Raw genomic sequence first — 20,347 nt, forward strand, 5'->3', positions numbered from 1 at the left:
TTTAAGCGGCGTCAAAGACAACGGGGCTGGTGCGTTTTGTGGAATCATTGATTCCCCCCATTCGTGCTGCCGCAGAAAAATGCGATCAACCGATCAGGACAGAACATGAAAAACGCTTTGATGCTTTCGGGCCTTTTTGCCGGCCTTTCAAGCCTTCCAGCAATGGCGCAAGAAGGTCTGGAAACCATTGGTAAGCCGGTTGACGGCGGGCTGAACTTCCAGCCGGCGGCGACCTCGCTGGCCGAAGGCCTGCAGCGCCTGGACTATATGATCCTGGTGATCATCACCGTGATCTGCGTGTTCGTCGCGGGCCTGCTGCTGTGGGCGATCCTGCGGTTCAACAAGCGCGCCAACCCGACCCCGGCCAAGTTCAGCCACTACACCCCGATCGAGATCGCCTGGACCGTGATCCCGATCCTGATCCTGGTGTTCATCGGCTCCTTCTCGCTGCCGCAGCTGTTTGCCCAGCAGGAGATCCCCGAGGGCGACATCAACATCAAGGTGACCGGCTACCAGTGGTACTGGGGCTATGAGTACACCGACCACGAGTTCGGGTTCGAAAGCTTCCTGCTGCCCAAGGACCAGCTGGCTGCAAACGGCTATGCCGAGGACGAGTACCTGCTGGCCACCGATACCGCCGTGGTGGTACCGTCGGGCAAGACCATCGTGATGAACGTGACCGCCGCCGACGTGATCCATTCCTGGACCATCCCGGCCTTCGGCGTGAAGCAGGACGGCGTTCCGGGCCGTCTGGCACAGCTGTGGTTCAAGGTCGACGAGGGCAAGGAAGGCGTCTACTTCGGCCAGTGCTCCGAGCTGTGCGGCAAGGATCACGCCTATATGCCGATCACCGTCAAGGTCGTGACCCAGGAAGAATATGACGCCTGGCTGGAAGGTGCCAAGGAAGAATACGCGGGGCTGCCGCAGGCCTACCAGGTCGCCTCCAACTGATAGCTGGCTGCGGGGTGCCTGAGCGGGCGTCCTGCAGGTCAGACCTAAGATGAGGGTGCGCAGCGATGCGCACCCGTTGCCGCCAAAAGGACCCAAGATGAGCGACGCAAGCATCAACGCAAGCCGGGCATACGAGGACGAGGCCAGCTTTGGCGACTATTTCGCCCTGCTGAAACCCCGTGTCATGTCGCTGGTGGTCTTCACTGCTCTGGTGGGTCTGCTGGCCGCGCCCGTCTCCGTGCATCCGGTCGTCGGTTTCTGCGCCATCCTGTTCATTGCCATCGGCGGCGGTGCCTCCGGGGCGCTGAACATGTGGTGGGACGCCGATATCGACAAGGTGATGAAACGCACCAAATCCCGCCCGATCCCCGCCGGCAAGGTTGAGCCGGGCGAGGCGCTGGCGCTGGGCCTGGCGCTGTCGGGCCTGTCGGTGATCATGCTGGCGCTGGCCGCCAACGTCTTTGCCGGCGCGTTCCTGGCCTTCACCATCTTTTTCTACGTGGTGGTTTACACCATGTGGCTGAAGCGTGCGACGCCGCAGAATATCGTCATCGGCGGTGCCGCCGGGGCCTTCCCGCCGGTCATTGGCTGGATCGCCGCCACCGGCACCATGTCGGTGGAACCCTGGCTGATGTTCCTGCTGACCTTCATGTGGACGCCGCCGCATTTCTGGGCGCTGGCGCTGTTCATGCGCTCCGATTATGACGACGCAGGCGTGCCGATGCTGACCGTGACCCACGGCCGCCGCGCCACCCGCGTGCATATCCTGGTTTACACCGTGCTGCTGGCGCTGCTGGCCGTCGGCACCGCATTCTCCGGCATTGGCGGCCCGATCTATCTGGCCGCGGCGCTGGTGATGAACGCGTTGTTCCTGCATGGCGCCTGGAAGATCACCCGCCGCGACGAGGACGATTCCGAGGCCGACAATTTCACGGTGGAGCGCAGCTTCTTCAAACTGTCGCTGCTCTATCTGTTCCTGCACTTCGGCGCGATCCTGGCCGAGGCGCTGCTGAAGCCCTACGGGCTGGGAGGCTGGTAACATGGCACTGAGCAAGCAACATGAGATCCACAAGCGCCGGTCGGGCCGCAACATGGGCGTGGGCATTCTGCTGGCGGCCTTCGTGGTGCTGATCCTGGCCCTGACCATGGTCAAGGTCACCTCCAACGGCTTCTCTTTCCCTGACACTCAGGCGGAGCAGAACTGATGGCGCTGAAGGGCCCCCGGAAAACCGTACTCCAGCTGGTCGGCGTCGTCGTCCTGATGGGCGGCCTGTCCTGGGCCTCGGTGCCGTTTTATGACTGGTTCTGCCGGGTCACCGGCTTTGGCGGCGTCACCGGCGTGGCCAGCAGCGGCTCCGACACCATTCTGGACCAGACCATCAAGGTGCGCTTCGATGGCTCTAAAGAGCGCGGCATGCCGTGGGAGTTCAAGCCGCTTCAGCGCGAGATGGAAATCCGCCTGGGCGAAACTGGCCTGGCGTTCTATGAGGCGTACAACCCGACTGACCGCCCGGTGGCGGGTCAGGCGTCCTACAATGTCGCGCCGTATCAGGCCGGCGGGTTCTTTTCGAAAATCGACTGCTTCTGCTTTACCGAGCAGGTGCTTCAGCCGGGGGAACGGGTGCAGATGCCCGTGACCTTCTATGTGGATCCCGAAATCATTGACGACCGGGATGCAAAATACGTGCATACGATCACGCTTTCGTACACGTTCCATCAAATCGATCTGCCCGAGGGCTATGCCGCTCTCGACACCGGGGGTAACACCGGGGCAGGCGCAACCACGAACTAGGCCGCTAGGTGAGGGACACTTAAATGGCGCACGCTAAAAATCACGATTATCATATTCTGCCGCCGTCGATCTGGCCGCTGGCCGCCTCTGTGGGCACATTCGTCATGCTGGTTGGCGCAGTGTTCTGGATGAAGGGCATCACGGCCTGGGCCTTCTGGATCGGCTTTGTTGCGGTCCTGTACTCCGCCTTTGCCTGGTGGTCCGAAGTTGTGGCCGAAAGCCGCCAGGGCGATCACACCCCGGTCGTGCGCATCGGTCTGCGCTACGGTTTCATCCTGTTCGTGATGTCCGAGGTGATGTTCTTCTTCGCTTGGTTCTGGTCGTTCTTCAAACACGCCATGTACCCGATGGAGACCTATATCGGCACCGAATACGTGGCGCCGGAGATCTACCCGGTTGATCCGTTCCACCTGCCGCTGATCAACACCCTGATCCTGCTGCTGTCCGGCTGTGCCGTGACCTGGGCGCACCATGCGCTGGTGCACAATAACGACCGCAAGGCGCTGATCCAGGGCCTGGCCATCGGTATCGCCTTCGGCGTCGCCTTCACCTTCCTGCAGGGCTATGAATACGCCCACCTGCTGCACGAAGGCTGGAAGTTCGGCGAAGACGAGTTCTACTCGAACTTCTTCATGGCTACCGGCTTCCACGGCTTCCACGTGGTCATCGGCACGATTTTCCTGACCGTCTGCCTGATCCGCGCGATCAAGGGCGACTTCACCCCGGAACAGCACGTCGGCTTCGAGGCCGCGGCCTGGTACTGGCACTTCGTGGACGTTGTCTGGCTGTTCCTGTTCTTCGCCGTCTACATCTGGGGCACATCCGGCCTGTAACGGGCGGCCTGTAGCGGGCGGTTTGTACCGGTTACATGTTTGCGGTTGATTATCCGCACTCATGAAGTCACACACAGGGCGCGCAGGGGAGACCTTGCGCGCCTTTGTTTTTGGAGCGGAGCGGCACAGATGCGGCGTGTCATCTTCCTGTTGATCATCAGCGGCGCGGGCTTGGCCGTGCTGATCGGGCTGGGCACCTGGCAGCTGCAGCGCAAGGCTTGGAAGGATGGCATTCTGGCCACCATCGAGGCGCGGATTGCTGGTGCGCCTGCCGCCGGTCTGCCCGCAGAGCTGGACCCCGAAACCGACAAGTACCGCCCCGTGCGCCTGCAAGGCGAGATCGGCGCGCAGGAACTGCACGTCCTCACTTCGATCAAGGATGTCGGCCCCGGCTACCGGGTGATTTCACCGTTCACTCTGGAGGATGGCCGCCGGGTGCTGATCGACCGCGGCTTTATCCCGGTTAAGGAGAAGCAGGCCGCGCGTCTGGCCGGCCCCGCCGCCATCGAGGGCAACATCCATTGGCCTCAGGAGGTCGATAGCTACACGCCTGAACCGGATCTCTCCGGCAACATCTGGTATGCCCGCGACGCGGAACAGATGGCGGCGCAGCTGGACACCGAACCGGTGATGATTGTCCTGCGCGAAAACCCCGAGGGGGAGGCAGGCTTGCGCCCGGTCCCGGTCTCTGCCGCGGGCATCCCCAATGACCACTTGCAATATGCGATCACCTGGTTTTCGCTGGCCTTTATCTGGGCGGCGATGACCCTCTACTTCCTGCGGCGCAGCCGCCCTTGAACCTGAAGAGCTGAAGGCGATGAAATATATCTCGACCCGGGGCCAAGCGCCCGAGCTGACCTTTGAAGACGCGATGCTGACCGGCTTGGCCCGCGACGGCGGCCTCTATGTGCCCGCGGACATCCCGCAGATGTCCCATCACGACATCGCGGCGCTGGCGGGCCTGTCTTACGAGGAAACCGCTTTCCGCGTCATGCGTCCTTTCCTCGGCGACTGCTTCACGGATGAGGAATTCCGCGCCATCATTGCCCGCGCCTACGAGGGCTTCGGCCACGCCGCCCGCGCGCCGCTGAAGCAGCTGGCCCCGAACCATTTCCTGCTGGAACTATTCCACGGTCCCACGCTGGCGTTCAAGGATTTCGCCATGCAGCTGATCGGCCAGCTGTTCCAGACTGCCCTGGAGCGCCGCGGCGACCGGGTGACCATAGCCGGTGCCACCTCCGGCGACACCGGCTCAGCAGCGATGGAAGCGTTCCGCGGCCTCAGCAACGTGGATGTGTTCATCCTCTACCCGCATGGCCGCGTCTCTGAGGTGCAGCGCCGCCAGATGACCACGCCGCAGGACAAGAACGTGCACGCGCTGGCCATCGATGGCGACTTCGACGACTGCCAGGCCCGCGTCAAGGACATGTTCAACGATTTCGATTTCCGCGACGGGGTAAAACTGGCCGGCGTGAACTCGATCAACATCGCCCGGGTGCTGGCGCAGGTGGTCTATTATTTCTCCTCGGCCGTGAGCCTCGGCGCGCCGCAGCGCAAGGTGAGCTTTACCGTGCCGACCGGCAATTTCGGCGATATCTTCGCGGGCTTCATCGCCAAGCAGATGGGCCTGCCGATCGACCAGCTGGTCGTTGCCACCAATCAGAACGACATCCTGCACCGCTGCCTGTCGGGGCAGGGGTATTACAAGGGGGACACCCAGCCCTCGATCAGCCCTTCGATGGATATTCAGGTGTCGTCGAACTTTGAGCGCGCCCTGTTCTACGCCTACGGCCAGGACAGCAAAGCCGTAGCCCTTTTGATGGATGAGCTGAAGAACGGCGGCTTTGATGTCTCGCAAGGCGCGATGCAGGCGCTGGCCGAAAACTACACCTCCGGCCGCACCTCGGAGGAGGAGACGCTGGCGACCATCAAATCGGAACTGGCCTCCTCCGGCGAGTTGCTGTGCCCGCATGGCGCGGTTGCGGTGAAAGTCGCCAATGAGCACCGCAAGGCGGATGTGCCGATGATCACCCTGGCCACTGCGCATCCGGCGAAATTCCCGGCGGCTGTGGAAGAGGCCAGCGGCATTCATCCGCCTCTTCCCCCGCGCATGGCAGACCTGTATGACAGGCCGGAGCGGGTGACCCGGATTGCCAACGATCTGGCTGCCCTTGAGGATCATATCAGAAAGAACATCGCGAATTGACAGTTCAGCAGCACACACTCGCCAACGGGTTCCGCATCGTCTCCGAGCATATGCCGGGTCTGGAATCCGCGGCGGTCGGGATCTGGGTCACTGCCGGAGGCCGCCACGAGCGGCTTGAACAGAACGGCATCGCCCATTTCCTGGAGCACATGGCCTTCAAGGGCACCAAAAGGCGCTCGGCCCTGCAGATCGCCGAGGAGATCGAGGATGTTGGCGGCTATATCAACGCCTACACCTCGCGCGAGGTGACGGCGTATTATGCCCGTGTGCTGAAGGATGACGTGCCGCTGGCAGTGGATGTGATCGGGGACATCCTGCTCAATCCGGTGTTCGACCAGCGCGAGATTGAGGTCGAGCGCGGGGTGATCCTGCAGGAGATCGGCCAGTCGCTGGACACGCCGGACGATGTGATCTTTGACTGGCTGCAGGAAGAAAGCTACCGCGGCCAGCCGCTGGGCCGGACCATCTTGGGCCCCGCAGAACGCGTGCGCAGCTTCTCCCGCGAGGATCTGCAGGGCTTTGTCGCCGAACATTACGGCCCCGGCCAGATGATCCTGGCAGCCGCCGGCGGTGTGGACCATGACGCGCTGGTCAAACTGGCGGAGCAGCTGTTCGGCCATATGGAGGCCAAGCCGGACTTCACCGCCGAAGGCGCCACCTTCACCGGCGGCGAGGCGCGGCAGGTCAAGGACCTGGAGCAGGCGCATTTTGCGCTGGCCTTTGAGGGGCCGGGCTACCGCGATCAGTCGATGTACACCGCGCAGATCTATGCCAGCGCCCTGGGCGGCGGCATGTCCTCGCGGCTGTTCCAGGAGGTGCGTGAAAAGCGCGGCCTCTGCTACACCATTTTCTCGCAGGCGGGGTCTTATGCCGATACCGGCTCGATGACCGTCTACGCAGGCACCTCCGGCGAGCAGCTGGCGGAACTGGCGGGCATCACAATCGACGAGATGAAGCGCGCCGCGGACGATATGAGCGAGGCCGAGGTGGAACGCGCCCGCGCCCAGATGAAGGCGGGGATGCTGATGGGGCTGGAAAGCCCCTCGAACCGGGCGGAGCGGCTGGCGCGGCTGGTGCAGATCTGGGGCAAGGTGCCGTCGCTGGAGCGTACGGTGGAACGCATCAACGCGGTGACCACCAGGGACGTGCGGGAACTGGCAAAGACCATGGCGGTGACCGCCCCGGCGGCGCTGGCGCTTTATGGCCCGGTGGCGGACGCCCCGGCGCTTGAGAGGCTGCAGGAGAGGCGCGCTGCCTGATGCTGCTCAGCCGCCGCAAGGTCCGCATTGAAACCGAGCGCCTGACCCTCAGGCCGCCGGTGCATGCGGATTTTCACGGCTGGGCGGCGTTGAGGCTGCAAAGCCAGCCCTATCTGACACCGTGGGAGCCCAGCTGGGCGGCGGATCATCTCAGCCGCAAGAGCTTTACCAACCGGGTCTACTGGGCGCGCCGCTCGGTCGCCTCGGGCTCAGCCTTGCCGCTGTTCCTGATCCGCCGGTCGGACCAGGTTCTGGTCGGGGCGATCACGCTCGACAACATCCGCCGCGGCCCCGCCCAGGCCGGCACGCTGGGCTATTGGACCGGCCAGCCCTTTGCCCGCAAAGGTTTCATGCGCGAGGCGATCGGCGCGGTGGTGCATCATGCGTTCACCAAGCTGGACCTCAGCCGGATCGAGGCCGCCTGCCTGCCGGAAAACCAGGCCTCCCGCGGGCTGCTGGAAAAATCCGGCTTCAAGTATGAAGGCGTTGCCCAGTCCTATCTGCAGATCAACGGCCGCTGGCGCACCCATGTGCTCTACGCCGCCCTGCGCCACGATCGGCGCGGCAAGACCCTGACTGGCCAGGCCTAGGCGCTCCGGCCCCGCAAAAGGCAAAGTCTCCCGCCCGCCGCCGGTGCATAGGGCATGCACCGCGACCGTTGGGCATGGCGCCGCACCTGCGGCGCGGCGCCTTCCGGCCTAGTGGCCGGGAGAGACGGCGGCGGTCTGCCGGGTCCGCGCCGGGCCGCAGGCCCGGCGCCCGGCCCAACCGCTAGGCGGAATTTTTCAATTCTGCCGGAGCGGGCGGGAGCGCCCCAGCAGATTCTTTCGCGCCCGGGGCTGACAGCGGTGGTTTGCGCCCTAGAACCTGCCCCATGCGCGCGCTTTGCTGTTTCATTTGGCTGATCCTTTGTGCCAGTGCCCTCCCCGCACAGGAGCGGCGGGCGAGCCATTGCATCGCGCTGGCACAAGGCACGCCCGGCCTGGATTACCTGCACAAGGCCAGCTGGCAGGACCCGGTGGCCAAGGACAGCGTGCTGATCCGCTATATCGCCCATGCCTCCTTTCTGCTGCGCACCGAAGGCGGGCTGAATGTGGTCACCGATTTCACCGGCTTCACCGGCGCCGCGCCCTTGATCCCCGATGTCGTGACCATGAACCACGCCCATGAAACCCATTGGACGGCCCACCCCGATCCGGCGATCCCGCATGTGCTGGAAGGATGGGGCCCTTTCGGGGCGGGCATCGACCATCACCTCGACCTTGGGGAGATGCTGATCCGCAATGTCTCCACCGATATCCGCAATATGTTCGGCGGGGTGGAGCAGCGGGGCAATTCGATTTTCGTGTTCGAGGCTGCGGGTCTCTGCATCGGCCACCTGGGCCACCTGCACCATGTGCCGACGCCGGAACAATACGCGGCGCTGGGGCGGCTGGACGTGGTGATGGCAGCGGTGGACGGCGGCATCACTCTGCCGCTCGATCAGATGCTGGAGGTGCTGGGGCGGCTGCGGTCCTCTGTCATCATCCCGATGCACTGGTTCAGCGACTACTCCCTGGACCGCTTCCTGGCCCGGATCGGCCCGGAGTTCGATGTGGTCGCTGACGGCAGCAGCACACTCAGCGTTTCGCTGCGCAGCCTGCCCAGCCGCCCGACGATCCATGTGCTGCGGCCGAAGCACCTGCTGGAAGAGGAGTGAGCCTGCTTGCCAGCCGCCGGGCCTTGCGGCATGGATAAGGCATGAGCCTGAACCCCGCCGATCCCGCCTTTGCCGCCCGCCTCTCTGCCCTGCTGCCCGAAGGCGTGCTGCGCCAGCCTGAGCCGCGCCACCTGGAGGAGCCGCGCGGGCGCTATCGCGGGCAGGCGGGCGTGCTGGCGCTGCCGCACACCGTGGAACAGGCCGCAACCCTGGTGCGCGAGGCCAATGCCGCACGGGTGCCGGTCGTGCCCTACGGCGGCGGCACCGGTCTGGTCGGCGGCCAGGTGATGCCGGACGGCCCGGCACCGCTTCTGCTGTCACTGGAGCGGATGACGGCGATCCGCGCGGTTCACCCGCGGGAAAACGTGATTATCGCCGAGGCTGGTGCCATTCTGGCGGATGTGCAAGACGCTGCGCAGGCGGCAGACCGGCTGTTTCCCCTGTCGCTGGCGGCGGAAGGCTCGGCCCGGATCGGCGGCAACCTCGCGACCAATGCTGGCGGGGTGAACGTGCTGCGCTATGGCAACGCCCGCGACTTGTGCCTGGGGCTGGAAGCGGTGCTGCCATCCGGAGAGGTCTGGCACGGGCTGTCGCGCCTTCGAAAAGACAACACCGGCTATGACCTGAAGAACCTGCTGATCGGCGCCGAGGGCACTCTGGGGGTGATCACCGCTGCGGCCCTGAAACTGTCGCCCATCCCGGCGGGGCAGGGCACGGCCCTGTTCACAGTGAAGGACCCGGAAGCGGCCATCGCGCTGCTGGCGCTGGCCCGGGATCAGGCCGGAGAGGCCGTCAGCGCCTTTGAGCTGATCCACCGGCAGGGGCTGGAGTTCCTGGCCGAGACCCAGCCGCAAGTGCGCCAGCCGTTCGCCCCGGCGCCGGAGTGGTCGGCGCTGATCGACGTTGGCCTGCCGCGCGGGCTGGATCCTGAAACCGCCCTGGCGGAGCTGTTCGAGGCGGCCGAGCAGGCCGGGCTCGCGCAGGATGGCGTCATTGCCCAATCTGAGGCGCAGCGGCAGGCGCTGTGGTCGCTGCGCGAGCATATCCCGGTGGCGAACAAGGCGATCGGCGCGATTTCAAGCCATGACATCTCGGTCCCGATCTCAGAGATCCCGGCGTTCATCAAACGCGGCCATGAGGTGGTGGAGAGACTGGGCGCGTTCCGGATCAACTGCTTCGGCCATCTGGGGGACGGCAACCTGCACTACAACGTCTTCCCGCCCAAAGGCCGCGGGCGGGAGGACTTTGACCACCTGCGGGGTGCCGTGAAGGAGGCCGTGCATGACCTGGTCCACACCTTCGGCGGCTCCTTCAGCGCGGAGCATGGCGTCGGACGGATGAAGACCAGTGATCTGGAGCGGTACGGCGACCCGGTCAAACTGGCGGCCATGCGCGCGATCAAGCAGGCGCTGGACCCGAACGGGATCATGAACCCGGGCGCGGTGCTGAGGGCAGTCTGATTTCTCTGAAAAAGGAAGGGCTCCCGCACCCGCGGCTGCCCGGCTGCGCCGGACCGCCTGGCGGCTTTGGGCCCGGCGCCGCGCATCCGCGCGGCGTGCCTTTCAGGTGCCCTTGCGGGGCACCTGAAAGGCCATGCCCAACCGGCAAAGCCGTTTTCGCAGAAAATGGCGCATGGCGGGCGGGAGCGCCGCGCTGCCTGCGCCTCAATCGCGGGAAGGTGCTGCAGGCCGGGCGTCAGAGCCCTTCGAATTCGCAGAGCACATGCACATCCATGCCCATGCTCTCCAACAGCTTGCGGCCGCCCAGTTCTGGCAGATCCACGATGAAGGAGCAGGACACGATCTCGCCGCCCAGCCGCTCGATCAGCTTGATGCCCGCCCCCGCGGTGCCGCCGGTTGCCAGCAGGTCATCCACCACCAGGATCTTCTCGCCCGGTTTAATCGCATCATCGTGGATTTCGACAATCGCCTCGCCGTATTCCAGCTTGTACTCCTGGCTGATGGTGGTGCCGGGCAGCTTGCCCTTCTTGCGGATCGGCACGAATCCGACGCTCAGCTGATGCGCGATCGCGCCGCCCAGGATGAAGCCGCGCGCCTCAAGCCCCACAACCTTGTCGATCTGCTCGCCCGCGTAGGGATGCAGCATCTGGTCGATCGCCATGCGGAAGCCGCGCGGATCGGCAAACAGGGTGGTCACATCGCGGAACATGATCCCTTCGTGCGGGAAGTCGACGATGGTGCGGATGTAATCCTTAACAGCGGTCTTCTTGGGCATCGGCTTGGCTCCCCTTGGCGCATCGGTTCCGGCGGCCCGGCACTGCCGCCGGGCACAGGGGGTTTGGCCGAAGCCGCGCTGTCATGCAAGGGGGAACCGGCAGCCGTGCCGGTGACGTCACTTGCCGTGCCGGGTATCCCGCCGCGACAGGCCGCTGCGGTAGAGGCTTTATGGAAGCCGGGCCAGATGCGCACGTCGCCAGTCGCGGCGGCGCTGGGCAAGAAGGCCAGCCAGCTGATCCTGCGCTTGGGCAAGGAGAACCGGGGCGCCCTTGCCGGGCTGTGCAGGGATCTGGACACGACGGCGGCCCGCGAAATCCGCCGCTTTATCCAAAGGATTCTGACGTAACGCGGCAAGCGTTGGCGGCGTGCGGACTATTCCTTCTGCGCCGCGGCTGGTCCGCTGGCGGGCTTCACCTGGGAAAGCTGGTGCTCCAGCGCAGCAAGGCCTCCAGCGGCCCGCGTTTGGCAAAGAGGCTCCAGATCCAGGCCGCCACCATGGACAGGGCACAGAAGCCCAGAGAGTAGCCGAAGATTTGCTCGGCAGACAGCGAGCCATCAAGCTGCCCCATGGCCTCCAGGGTACCCATGCCAAGCAGGATATGCGCCGCATAGAGGCTCAGGGCCTGCCGGCCCGGGGCGGCCAGCCATTCGGCAATGCCCGCCTTGTCCAGAGCCGGGGTGATGGCCAGCGTCAGTCCAATCACTGCCATCGCGCTGCCAGAGGCTGCGAGGATGTAGAAAGGCCCGGGGGGGATGGCGCTGGTGCCCGAAAGCTCTGCCAGTTCCGGGTTCTGTACCAATAGCCCGGGCAAGGCCGCCAGCGCTGCGGCAGCTGCGCCCCATAGCACCAGGCGCGCCTGCACGGTACGGCTGGCCAGGTTCAGGCGGCCGATCCACATGCCCAGAAACAGGAAGGCCGCCCAGGGAAACACGGGGTGCCAGCCATTGAAGAACGAATGGCGCAGGAAGCCTTCCAGCGTCCAGAAGTCCGCGTAAGCCAGCGTCGCCCAGTTCCAATGCGCCTCGTAGTCCAGTGCCAGCAGGCTGATCAGGCCGATCAGCACCGTGCCCGCGGCAGCCAGCAGCAGCACCCGGCCGGAGGCCGTCAGGAACGGCAGCGCCACCAGGAAGTAGAGCGCGTAGAAATGCAGGATGTCGGCTTCGAAGATGGTCAGGTTCAAGAGACCGATCAGGAACAGGAACAGCGCGCGGCGCAGCAGGGTTGCCCGGTCCGGCTTGCCGGCAGACAAGCCAACGCCGGCAAGGATGACAAATAGCGCCGCGGCGCGGCCTTCCAGGGCGTTGGTGAACAGCGAGATGGCATCTGTCCCCGGGCTTACTTGCGCTGCGATCCGGAAGTTGACCAGCACCATGCCGCAGAAGGCGAGGAAACGGGCGATGTCCAATCCGTGAAGGCGCATGAAAAAGTCCTGAAATCCTGAGGTAAATCCTGTTGACCGATAAAGGCACCCTGTTGGGCAAAGAAAAGGGGCGGCACCCTCTGGCCCGCCCCGAAACCTGAAAACTGTTGCTGCCGGGGATCAGCCCAGCACCCGGCCGGCGACCGCGTCGAGCTTGGCCAGCAGCGCTGGATCCCGCCGCTCCGGCGCGGTCATGATGGCGTATTCCAGGGCCTTGTCGCAGCCGTGCGGGCAGTCCGCGCGCTGTTGTCCCAGCAGGTCGGGCAGACGGCGCACCAGCTCGCGGGCGTTGGCCGAATTGCCCTGTAAAGTCGCAATGATTTCAGTGATTTCCACCGCGCCGTGCTCCGGGTGCCAGCTGTCGTAATCGGTGACCATGGCGATCGAGGCGTAGCACAGCTCGGCCTCGCGGGCGAGCTTGGCCTCGGGCATGTTGGTCATGCCGATCACGTCGCAGCCCCAGTGCTCGCGGTACATCTTGCTTTCCGCCATGGACGAAAACTGCGGCCCCTCCATGCAGAGATACGTGCCGCCGCGGTGGACCTTGATGCCCGCGTCCCGGCCCGCAGCCTCCGCCGCGTCCGAGAGCCGCGCGCAGGTCGGGTGCGCGACGCTCACATGGGCGACGCAGCCGGTGCCGAAGAAGCTTTTCTCGCGCGCGAAGGTCCGGTCAATGAACTGATCCACAATGACAAAATCTCCCGGCGCCATCTCCTCGCGGAACGATCCGCAGGCGGAGACGGAGAACACATCGGTGACGCCCAGCCGCTTCAGCGCGTCGATATTGGCGCGGTAGGGGACTTCGGTCGGGGAGTGCACATGGCCGCGGCCGTGGCGGGGCAGGAAGGCCATCTTCACGCCGCCCAGGGAGCCGGTGAAAATGTGATCGGACGGGGCGCCCCAAGGGGTTTCCACCGAAACCCACTCGGCGTTTTCGAGCCCGTCGATTTCGTAGATGCCCGAACCGCCGATCACGGCGATCATGGTTTCGCGGGGTTCTGATGCGGTCACGTGCTGCCCTCCTGATGCTGTTGAAGGGATATGCGCAAGCGGGCCGGGGTTTGGCAAGCCCAAGGTGCGAAATGAGGGAGTGGCATGCGTGCACCCCCTGTGCACCCCCCGTGCACCGGGCGGGTGCCGCAGACGGCGGGAGTCTGCGGCGGGGTGAGGCCCGCCTTGGCGGCTTTCAAGGGCAAAGCTTCAGGACCGGACGGGCAGAGCTCCCATGACGTTTCGCCTTCGGCGAGAGTATTTGAGGAAAGATGAAGCCGGCCAGCCGGGCATTCCGCAAGAGGCTCCTGAGTGCCGGGGGGGGCGGGTTGAGCCTTGCAGAGTGGGATTGCTGACGTTCCACGCAGGCTATTTCACAAGGCTCCGGGTTTTGGCGGCGGCCTGGAAATCGGCAAAGGCCGCATCAAACCCTTCCAGCGGCCAAGTGAGATCCTGCGCCTGCCCGTGCCGGTCGCGGAAAGTGAAGCGGAAGGCGCCGCCCTCACGCATCTGCGCAATCAGCTTGTCCGCGCCGGCGCCGGTAAAGCTGCAGCTGAGACCGGTGAGGCAGCCGGGATGCAGGCTGCGCCATGCGACCTCTCCCTGCCGTTCGATGCGGAAGCCTCCGGGGCTGAACAGAGTTCCGGGTTCAATGCCGAAGCTGACCTTCCAGCCCTCCGCATCTGGGGTGAGGAAAAGGAACTGGCCCGCAAATCTGGGGCGCGGCGAGAACACATCCACCCAGCGGATGTAGCAGCGCTGCACCAGGGCTTTGGCCTCCTCGCGCTCGTCGCAGGCGGAGGTCCAAATGCTAAAGTTTTCATAATGCTTGACCCGCCAGTCGCTGGCGGTGTCATTTCCGGCCCGGTCCTGTGCAAGGGCAGGGGCGGCGGCGAGGGCAAGGCAGGCAAGCAGGATCCGCATCATCTTTTCCCCTGGGAGCTTACTGCGGCTGTACCTGTGTATGGCGGGCGGCTGGTGCAATTCACGTTCGCGCGATGGATGGCCGCCTGGCCCCGCGCCCTTGCCCCATTGGCGTATTTCCGCTAGGGGCGGGCAGCGAACACTCCTCCTCCCGAGCACAGGTACACCCAATGAGACGCGCAGCCATGGCTTTGCTGGCCAAGCAGATATCCCCTCCGAACCTTTCCATCATGCAGGACGAGGGCTTTACCGTGGCCCGCGTGCGCACTGAATTGCTGTCCGGTCTCACCGTGGCGCTGGCGCTGGTGCCGGAGGCGGTGGCATTCGCCTTTGTTGCGGGGGTGCATCCGCTGGTCGGGCTGTACGCGGCCTTCATGGTGGGGCTGATCACCGCGGTGTTCGGCGGCCGGCCCGGGATGATTTCCGGCGCGACCGGCGCGCTGGCGGTGGTGATGGTGGCGCTGGTGGCACAGCACGGGGTGGAATACCTGTTTGCCACAGTGGTGCTGATGGGGATCCTGCAGATCTTTGCGGGCGTCATGCATTGGGGCAAGTTTATCCGCCTGGTGCCGCATCCGGTGATGCTGGGCTTTGTGAACGGCCTCGCCATCGTGATCTTCCTGGCGCAGCTCACCCAGTTCAAGGTGCCGGGCAGTGATGGCGCGGAGTGGCTGAGCGGTGCCTCGCTTTACATGATGCTGGGGCTGGTGGCGCTGACCATGGTGATCATCTGGGGGACGCCCAAGATCACCAGCATCATCCCGGCGCCGCTGGCGGGCATCGGCATCGTCGCGGTGCTGGTGATTGCGCTGGGTCTGGATGTGCCGCGGGTCGGCGACATGGCCTCGATCGAGGGCGGCTTCCCGGCGTTCCATAACCCGTTTGGCACCGGTGAGGGGCTTTATGGCACCGCGCTGGCGCCCTTCACGCTGGAAACCCTGTGGATCATCCTGCCCTATGCGGTGATCCTGGCGGCGATCGGCCTGATCGAGAGCCTGCTGACGCTGAACCTGGTGGGCGAGATCACCGGCAAGCGCGGCGGTGCCAGCCAGGAGTGCATTGCGCAGGGCGCCTCCAACGTGGTGACCGGCTTTTTCGGCGGCATGGGCGGTTGCGCGATGATCGGCCAGTCGATGATCAACGTGAAATCGGGCGGGCGGACGCGGATTGCGGGCATTGCCGCGGCGCTGTTCCTCTTGCTGTTCATCGTGGCGGCCTCGCCGCTGATCGAGCAGATCCCGCTGGCCGCGCTTGTGGGCGTGATGTTCATGGTGGTGATCGGCACTTTTGCCTGGAACAGCCTCAAGATCATGACCAAGGTGCCGCTGATGGATGCCTTCGTGATCGTGCTGGTGACCGTGGTGACGGTGATGACTGACCTCGCGATTGCGGTTGTGGTGGGCGTCATCGTCTCGGCGCTGGCCTATGCCTGGAACAACGCGCGCCGCATCCACGCCTATACCCGCGAGTCGGCATCCGACAAAGGCGCCAAGGTTTATGAGATCGAAGGGCCGCTGTTCTTTGGCTCCACCGACGGGTTCATCGAGCTGTTTGATGTGGCGGGCGATCCGGACCATGTGATCGTGGACTTCGCGCGCAGCCGGGTGGTGGACCAGTCGGCGCTGCAGGCAATCGAGGCGCTGGCTGGAAAGTATGAAGCCGAGGGCAAGAAACTGGTGCTGCGCCACCTGAGCCGCGACTGCCACCAGCTGCTGACCAAGGCGGGCCACCTGATGGTCGATAGCGACGACGACCCGGACTATGAGCTGGCGGTGGACTACTCGGTCAGGACCGGAATCCTGGGCGGCCACTAATCGCTGACGGTTTGACAAAAGAGCCCGCGGTTCGAATGAACTGCGGGCTTTTTTAATTTCGAAGGTGGCTTCCGGCTCACCATATCAGCAAACGCTCAGTCAGGCGCGATGCTCTCCAGCATGTCGAGGTCGCCAGACAAAAGCGCTGGTTCGGCACGGGTAATGAGGTCCGCGGGCCAGTCCCACCATTTAAGTGCCAGCAGCCGGGCGATCTGCGGCTTGGAGAAGCGGTAGCCCTGCACGGTGCCGGGGTTGCCGGTGACGATGGCGTAGGGCGGCACCGTGCCGCGCACCACCGCGCCTGCGCCGATGATGGCACCGTCGCCGATGCGGGCGCCGGGCAGGATCAGGGCGCCGTAGCCGATCCAGACATCGTTGCCCGCCACCGTGTCGCGGGTGTCGGGCTGGAAGCCGGCCATCTGGCTAGGGTCGAACACCGGGAACGGGTAGCAGCTGAGGCCTTCCTGCGCGTGGTTGGCCGAGGCGGTGATGAAGCGCGCGCCGTGGGCGATCTGGCAGAAGCGGCCGATCACCAGCCGCTCGCGGGCGCCGGGAAACAGGTAGGGGGCCAAGTGCTGCGCCCAGTTGTCCGGCGGGTCGAAGTCGGAGGCATAGCTGTAATCGCCAGCCTGGATGTTCGGGTGGTCCAGAACCTGGCTCAGCATCACGGTGCCTGCGTGCGGCGTGCCATCCGGCAGGATGATGGGGTTGCGTTTGCGGGGGTCAGGCAGCGGCATCGCGGGTCTCAATCATCGGGGCGGGTGAGCGGGAACAGGTCGCGCACCACCGAATAGTCGCGGTAGCCGAGGCGGGCGAGCGGCTGGAAGGTGGTGACATCAAAGGCGCCGTCCTTCAGGCACTCGTCGCGCATGTGGACGCCGGTCACCTCGCCGAACACGACCTTGTTGGCCTCGCCCGGGAGGGTCACGATTCGGGTCAGCCGGCATTCCAGCGCCGCGGGGGCTTCGGCGACACGGGCGCAGGCGATGGTTTCGCACTCCACGGCGGTCAGGCCGGCATGGGCGAACTCGTCCACGTCCTTGGGCAGCGCGCCGGAGCTGGCGTTCATCGCATCGCGCAGCGCATAGGACACCACGTTGACGCAAAAGACGCCGGTGGCCTCGATGTTGGCGACGCTGTCCTTGGTGCCGTCCTGGTCGGGCTTGGCGCTGGTGGAGGCAAACATCACCTGCGGCGGCGTATAGGCGACCGCGTTGAAGAAGGAGTAGGGCGCCAGATTGTTCACCCCGTCGGCGGAACGGGAAGAGATCCAGCCGATGGGGCGGGGCGTGACAATGGCGTTGAACGGGTTGTGGGGCAGGCCGTGGCCGTCCTCGGGGCGGTAGAACATTCTGGCTTCCTGTTCTGTGGCTTAGGTGTTTGCCCAAGCCTTACGCCCGTGTTAGGCCAAATGCCAGCCTGCAGGAGATATTGGCGGAGGCAGGGCAGCGTGATCGAATTGCAAGCGGAACGGGCGGACGACCGGTGGGAGGTCGAGGCGCTTTACGACCTGTGCTTTGCGCCGGGCCGCGAGGCGCTGTCCTCGTACCGGCTGCGCGAAGGGGTGCCGCCGGTGGCGGGCCTCAGTCAGGTGGCGCGCGACAGCGACGGTATCCTGGCTGCGGCGATCCGGTTCTGGCCGGTGCTGATCGGGGACGCGCCGGCGCTCTTGCTGGGGCCGGTGGCGGTGCATCCGACGCGGCAGGGCGAGGGGCTGGGCGGGTCGCTGATTCGCGACAGCCTGGCCAAGGCGCAGGAGAGCGGCTGGGCGCGGGTGATGCTGGTGGGCGATGCGCCCTATTACCGGCGCTTTGGCTTCACCCGGCTGGAGGGGGTTGAGATGCCGCCGCCCACCAACCCGGACCGGGTTCTGGGGCTTGCCCTGCAGGATGGCGCCTGGGACGGACTCCGCGGCCAGGTGACCCGCTGGCAGGGTTGAAATCGCCGCCGCTTCCGCCGATCTGTTATGCAGGTACAGGAGACGGATGTGGCAGACATTCTGAGCAACGCGCGGGAGCTGACCCCGCAAGAGGTCGAGGCGGAGCTGGACGCGCTGGCCAATCGCTATCACGCGGCAGGCGGGTTCGGCGTGGAGCTGATGACCCGGCTGGGCGGCAGCGGCGAGAGCCTGCTGGAACGCTTGCCGGCGCCGGTGCGCGCCGGGCTGACCGGCGCCACGGAAACCGCGCTGCGGCTGGCCATGAAAGGCGCGACCACGTCGCGCCGCCTGGTGCCGGACCAGAAGCCCGGCGTCGACCGGGTTGTCAGCGCCGCCATGGGCGCGGCGGGCGGCGCGGCGGGACTGCCGGGGGCGCTGGTCGAGCTGCCTGCCACCACCGCCTTTTTGCTGCGCACCATTCAAAGCGCCGCAGCGGCCGAAGGCTTTGACCCGGAAGCCGAGAGCGTCACCTTCGATTGCATCCAGGTGTTTGCCGCGGCGGGCCCGCTGGCCAGCGATGACGGGGCCGATCTGGGCTTCGTCTCGCTGCGGCTGGGGCTGCCCGGCGGGGTGCATAAGCTGATTGCGCAGGTGGCGCCCAAGCTGGGGGCGGTGCTGGGGCAGAAGCTGGCGGCACAGGCGGTGCCGCTTGCCGGCGCGGTTGCGGGGGCCGCGGTGAACTATGTCTTCTCCGGCTATTACCGGGAGATGGCGCATGTGCATTTCGGCCTGCGGCGGCTGGCGGTGGAGGCTGGAACGCCGCAGGAGGAACTTGCGGCGCGGCTGCGGCAGCGGCTGCAGCGCCCCGGTGCGGCGGATTGAGCGCATAGAGCACTTGCACTTGCCGGAAAGGGAGATTTAATCGCCTCTTCCTGCTATGAGGGAAAACATGATTCAATACAGCCTCAAATGCGCAGAGGGCCACAGCTTTGACAGCTGGTTCCAGTCTGCGGCGGCGTTTGACAAGCTGGCGGCGGCCGGCATGGTGTCCTGTGCGGTTTGCGGCGGCACCGGGGTGAAAAAGGCGATCATGGCCCCGCGGGTGCGCCCGGGGCGCAAGGCAGTGTCCGCTGTTGGCGAGCCCGAACCGCAGGCCGCCGCGCCCGCTGCCGCTGCACCTTCCGTTTCGCTGCCGGCACCTGCGGCGGCGCAGGCCGGGCCGGGCCTGCTGAGCCGTCCGTCAGGCGAGGTGGAGAAGGCCATTGCCGAGCTGCGCCGGAAGGTGGAAGAGAACTCCGATTATGTGGGCGACCGCTTTGTGCGGGAGGCGCGGGCGATGCATCTGGGCGAGGCGCCGGAGCGGGCCATTCATGGCGAGGCCAAACTTGAAGACGCGCGGGAGCTGATCGAGGAAGGTGTGCCGGTGCTGCCGCTGCCGTTCCGTCCCGGGCGCAAAGCGAATTGAGAGGCAGGGCAGTATGCATGCAGTCGTGACGGGAACCAGCCGCGGCATCGGCAAGGAGCTGGTGAAGCAGCTGCGGGAGGCAGGCCACGATGTGACCGGCACCTCGCGGGATCACTCCTCGGGGGTGAAGCTGGATGTCTCCGACCCCGGCCAGCAGGCGCGTTTTGCCGCCCAGATCCGGAACCGGCCGGTGGACCTGCTGGTCTGCAATGCCGGGGTTTATATCGACAAGGCGATGGGGCTGGCGGATTACTCGGCCGAAGTCTGGGCCAAGACGCTGGCGGCCAATGTGACGGGCGTGTTCCTGACGGTGCAGGCGATGATGCCCAACCTGCGGCTGGCGCAGGAGCCGAAGATCGCCATCCTGTCATCGCAAATGGCCAGCCAGTCACGGGCGCCGGGCGGCAGCTATGCCTACCGTGCGTCGAAGGCGGCGGCGCTGAACCTTGGCCGCAACCTGGCCGCCGATCTGAAGGCCGAAGGGATTGCCGTCGGCATATACCACCCGGGCTGGGTGCGCACCGACATGGGCGGCGATGAGGGCGACATCACGGTGTCAGAGTCGGTTGCCGGGCTGATCAACGAATTCGACGTGCTGTCGCTGGAGACCACCGGCTGCTTCCACACCTGGGACGGCCGCATTCACCCGTACTGATACACCTCCCGGCCCTGCTGTTCTTCCCGGCGCTGTACTTGAAACGCAGCGGCGGGGCTCCCGCGCCCGCAGGCGTCCTCAGCGGGGCTGATGCCGCCTTGGAGGCCTTGGGCCCGGCGCCGCGCCTGCGCGCGGCGCGGCACCGCACGGAGGTGCGGTGCCATGCCCAACGGGCTGAGGGCCTGGCAGGGCCCGGCGCCGGGCGGGAGCAGCCCCGTGCGC

23 protein-coding genes are annotated in these 20,347 nt (G+C 65.6%); 17 read left to right on the forward strand and 6 right to left on the reverse strand.

Annotation, left to right across the window (positions count from 1 at the left end):
* Positions 1-105: 105 nt before the first annotated feature.
* The 11 genes from coxB (at position 106) to R2C4_RS04450 (ending at position 10,200) form a co-directional block, all read left to right on the forward strand.
* Positions 106-951, forward strand: coding sequence for a cytochrome c oxidase subunit II (gene coxB, locus R2C4_RS04400; RefSeq protein WP_027243369.1), 846 nt, complete (start codon positions 106-108; stop codon positions 949-951).
* A 97-nt stretch (positions 952-1,048) separates the two neighbouring features.
* Positions 1,049-1,990, forward strand: coding sequence for a heme o synthase (gene cyoE, locus R2C4_RS04405; RefSeq protein WP_008555323.1), 942 nt, complete (start codon positions 1,049-1,051; stop codon positions 1,988-1,990).
* A gap of 1 nt (position 1,991) precedes the next feature.
* Positions 1,992-2,156: a hypothetical protein gene (locus tag R2C4_RS04410; protein WP_008553467.1), complete on the forward strand. Its 165-nt coding sequence runs from the start codon at positions 1,992-1,994 to the stop codon at positions 2,154-2,156.
* Positions 2,156-2,743 carry a cytochrome c oxidase assembly protein gene (locus tag R2C4_RS04415; RefSeq protein WP_027243370.1) on the forward strand — a complete coding sequence of 196 codons (588 nt, stop codon included), beginning with the start codon at positions 2,156-2,158 and terminating at the stop codon, positions 2,741-2,743. The genes R2C4_RS04410 and R2C4_RS04415 overlap by 1 nt, the downstream gene beginning before the upstream one ends.
* A 23-nt stretch (positions 2,744-2,766) precedes the next feature.
* Positions 2,767-3,576: a cytochrome c oxidase subunit 3 gene (locus R2C4_RS04420; protein WP_027243371.1), complete on the forward strand. Its 810-nt coding sequence runs from the start codon at positions 2,767-2,769 to the stop codon at positions 3,574-3,576.
* Positions 3,577-3,705: 129 nt separating this feature from the next.
* Positions 3,706-4,374 carry an SURF1 family protein gene (locus R2C4_RS04425; RefSeq protein ID WP_141889738.1) on the forward strand — a complete coding sequence of 223 codons (669 nt, stop codon included), beginning with the start codon at positions 3,706-3,708 and terminating at the stop codon, positions 4,372-4,374.
* 19 nt (positions 4,375-4,393) lie between these two features.
* Positions 4,394-5,782 carry a threonine synthase gene (thrC, locus tag R2C4_RS04430; RefSeq protein WP_141889739.1) on the forward strand — a complete coding sequence of 463 codons (1,389 nt, stop codon included), beginning with the start codon at positions 4,394-4,396 and terminating at the stop codon, positions 5,780-5,782.
* Complete coding sequence (locus R2C4_RS04435) at positions 5,779-7,041, forward strand: M16 family metallopeptidase (RefSeq protein ID WP_141889740.1); 1,263 nt, start codon at positions 5,779-5,781, stop codon at positions 7,039-7,041. The genes thrC and R2C4_RS04435 overlap by 4 nt, the downstream gene beginning before the upstream one ends.
* Positions 7,041-7,631, forward strand: coding sequence for a GNAT family N-acetyltransferase (locus R2C4_RS04440; protein WP_058284218.1), 591 nt, complete (start codon positions 7,041-7,043; stop codon positions 7,629-7,631). Before R2C4_RS04435 ends, R2C4_RS04440 begins: the two co-directional genes overlap by 1 nt.
* 284 nt (positions 7,632-7,915) lie before the next feature.
* Positions 7,916-8,740 (forward strand): MBL fold metallo-hydrolase, encoded by an 825-nt coding sequence (locus R2C4_RS04445; protein WP_141889741.1) that lies wholly within the window; start codon positions 7,916-7,918, stop codon positions 8,738-8,740.
* Positions 8,741-8,781: 41 nt separating this feature from the next.
* The gene (locus R2C4_RS04450; RefSeq protein WP_141889742.1) at positions 8,782-10,200 is read left to right on the forward strand and encodes an FAD-binding oxidoreductase; all 1,419 of its coding nucleotides are present in this window, start codon (positions 8,782-8,784) and stop codon (positions 10,198-10,200) included.
* A 235-nt stretch (positions 10,201-10,435) separates the two neighbouring features.
* On the opposite strand, the gene R2C4_RS04455 is transcribed toward R2C4_RS04450, so the two are convergent.
* Entirely contained in the window at positions 10,436-10,975 is a 540-nt protein-coding gene (locus R2C4_RS04455) for an adenine phosphoribosyltransferase (RefSeq protein WP_008556837.1), read from the reverse strand.
* Positions 10,976-11,161: 186 nt separating this feature from the next.
* On the opposite strand from R2C4_RS04455, the gene R2C4_RS21185 reads away from it, so the two are divergent.
* Entirely contained in the window at positions 11,162-11,323 is a 162-nt protein-coding gene (locus R2C4_RS21185) for a hypothetical protein (protein ID WP_167510238.1), read from the forward strand.
* Between the two features lie 64 nt (positions 11,324-11,387).
* Here R2C4_RS21185 and R2C4_RS04460 read toward each other — a convergent pair whose 3' ends face one another.
* From R2C4_RS04460 to R2C4_RS04470, 3 genes are all read right to left on the reverse strand, one after another.
* Positions 11,388-12,398, reverse strand: coding sequence for a DUF418 domain-containing protein (locus R2C4_RS04460; RefSeq protein WP_141889743.1), 1,011 nt, complete (start codon positions 12,396-12,398; stop codon positions 11,388-11,390).
* A gap of 120 nt (positions 12,399-12,518) precedes the next feature.
* Entirely contained in the window at positions 12,519-13,382 is an 864-nt protein-coding gene (locus tag R2C4_RS04465) for an S-methyl-5'-thioadenosine phosphorylase (protein ID WP_141892037.1), read from the reverse strand.
* A 375-nt stretch (positions 13,383-13,757) separates the two neighbouring features.
* The gene (locus tag R2C4_RS04470; RefSeq protein ID WP_141889744.1) at positions 13,758-14,312 is read right to left on the reverse strand and encodes an invasion associated locus B family protein; all 555 of its coding nucleotides are present in this window, start codon (positions 14,310-14,312) and stop codon (positions 13,758-13,760) included.
* A 170-nt stretch (positions 14,313-14,482) separates the two neighbouring features.
* Between R2C4_RS04470 and R2C4_RS04475 the strand changes: the two genes are divergently transcribed.
* Positions 14,483-16,126 (forward strand): SulP family inorganic anion transporter, encoded by a 1,644-nt coding sequence (locus tag R2C4_RS04475; protein ID WP_141889745.1) that lies wholly within the window; start codon positions 14,483-14,485, stop codon positions 16,124-16,126.
* A 95-nt stretch (positions 16,127-16,221) separates the two neighbouring features.
* Here the strand turns inward: R2C4_RS04475 and R2C4_RS04480 are convergent, their stop codons facing one another.
* Together R2C4_RS04480 and R2C4_RS04485 are read right to left on the reverse strand one after the other, a co-directional pair.
* Positions 16,222-16,863 carry a CatB-related O-acetyltransferase gene (locus R2C4_RS04480; protein ID WP_141889746.1) on the reverse strand — a complete coding sequence of 214 codons (642 nt, stop codon included), beginning with the start codon at positions 16,861-16,863 and terminating at the stop codon, positions 16,222-16,224.
* Positions 16,864-16,871: 8 nt separating this feature from the next.
* The gene (locus R2C4_RS04485) at positions 16,872-17,477 is read right to left on the reverse strand and encodes a flavin reductase family protein (RefSeq protein ID WP_058284226.1); all 606 of its coding nucleotides are present in this window, start codon (positions 17,475-17,477) and stop codon (positions 16,872-16,874) included.
* A 99-nt stretch (positions 17,478-17,576) separates the two neighbouring features.
* On the opposite strand from R2C4_RS04485, the gene R2C4_RS04490 reads away from it, so the two are divergent.
* The 4 genes from R2C4_RS04490 (at position 17,577) to R2C4_RS04505 (ending at position 20,125) form a co-directional block, all read left to right on the forward strand.
* Positions 17,577-18,065: a GNAT family N-acetyltransferase gene (locus tag R2C4_RS04490; RefSeq protein ID WP_141889747.1), complete on the forward strand. Its 489-nt coding sequence runs from the start codon at positions 17,577-17,579 to the stop codon at positions 18,063-18,065.
* A 48-nt stretch (positions 18,066-18,113) separates the two neighbouring features.
* Positions 18,114-18,887: an EcsC family protein gene (locus tag R2C4_RS04495; RefSeq protein ID WP_082649417.1), complete on the forward strand. Its 774-nt coding sequence runs from the start codon at positions 18,114-18,116 to the stop codon at positions 18,885-18,887.
* 67 nt (positions 18,888-18,954) lie between these two features.
* On the forward strand, positions 18,955-19,470 hold the full coding sequence (locus R2C4_RS04500) for a DUF1178 family protein (protein WP_141889748.1): 516 nt from the start codon (positions 18,955-18,957) through the stop codon (positions 19,468-19,470).
* A 13-nt stretch (positions 19,471-19,483) separates the two neighbouring features.
* Entirely contained in the window at positions 19,484-20,125 is a 642-nt protein-coding gene (locus tag R2C4_RS04505) for an SDR family oxidoreductase (RefSeq protein WP_141889749.1), read from the forward strand.
* Positions 20,126-20,347 lie beyond the last annotated feature (222 nt).

The sequence above is a fragment of the Leisingera aquaemixtae genome, from assembly GCF_006740765.1.
Taxonomy (GTDB): Bacteria; Pseudomonadota; Alphaproteobacteria; order Rhodobacterales; family Rhodobacteraceae; genus Leisingera; species Leisingera aquaemixtae.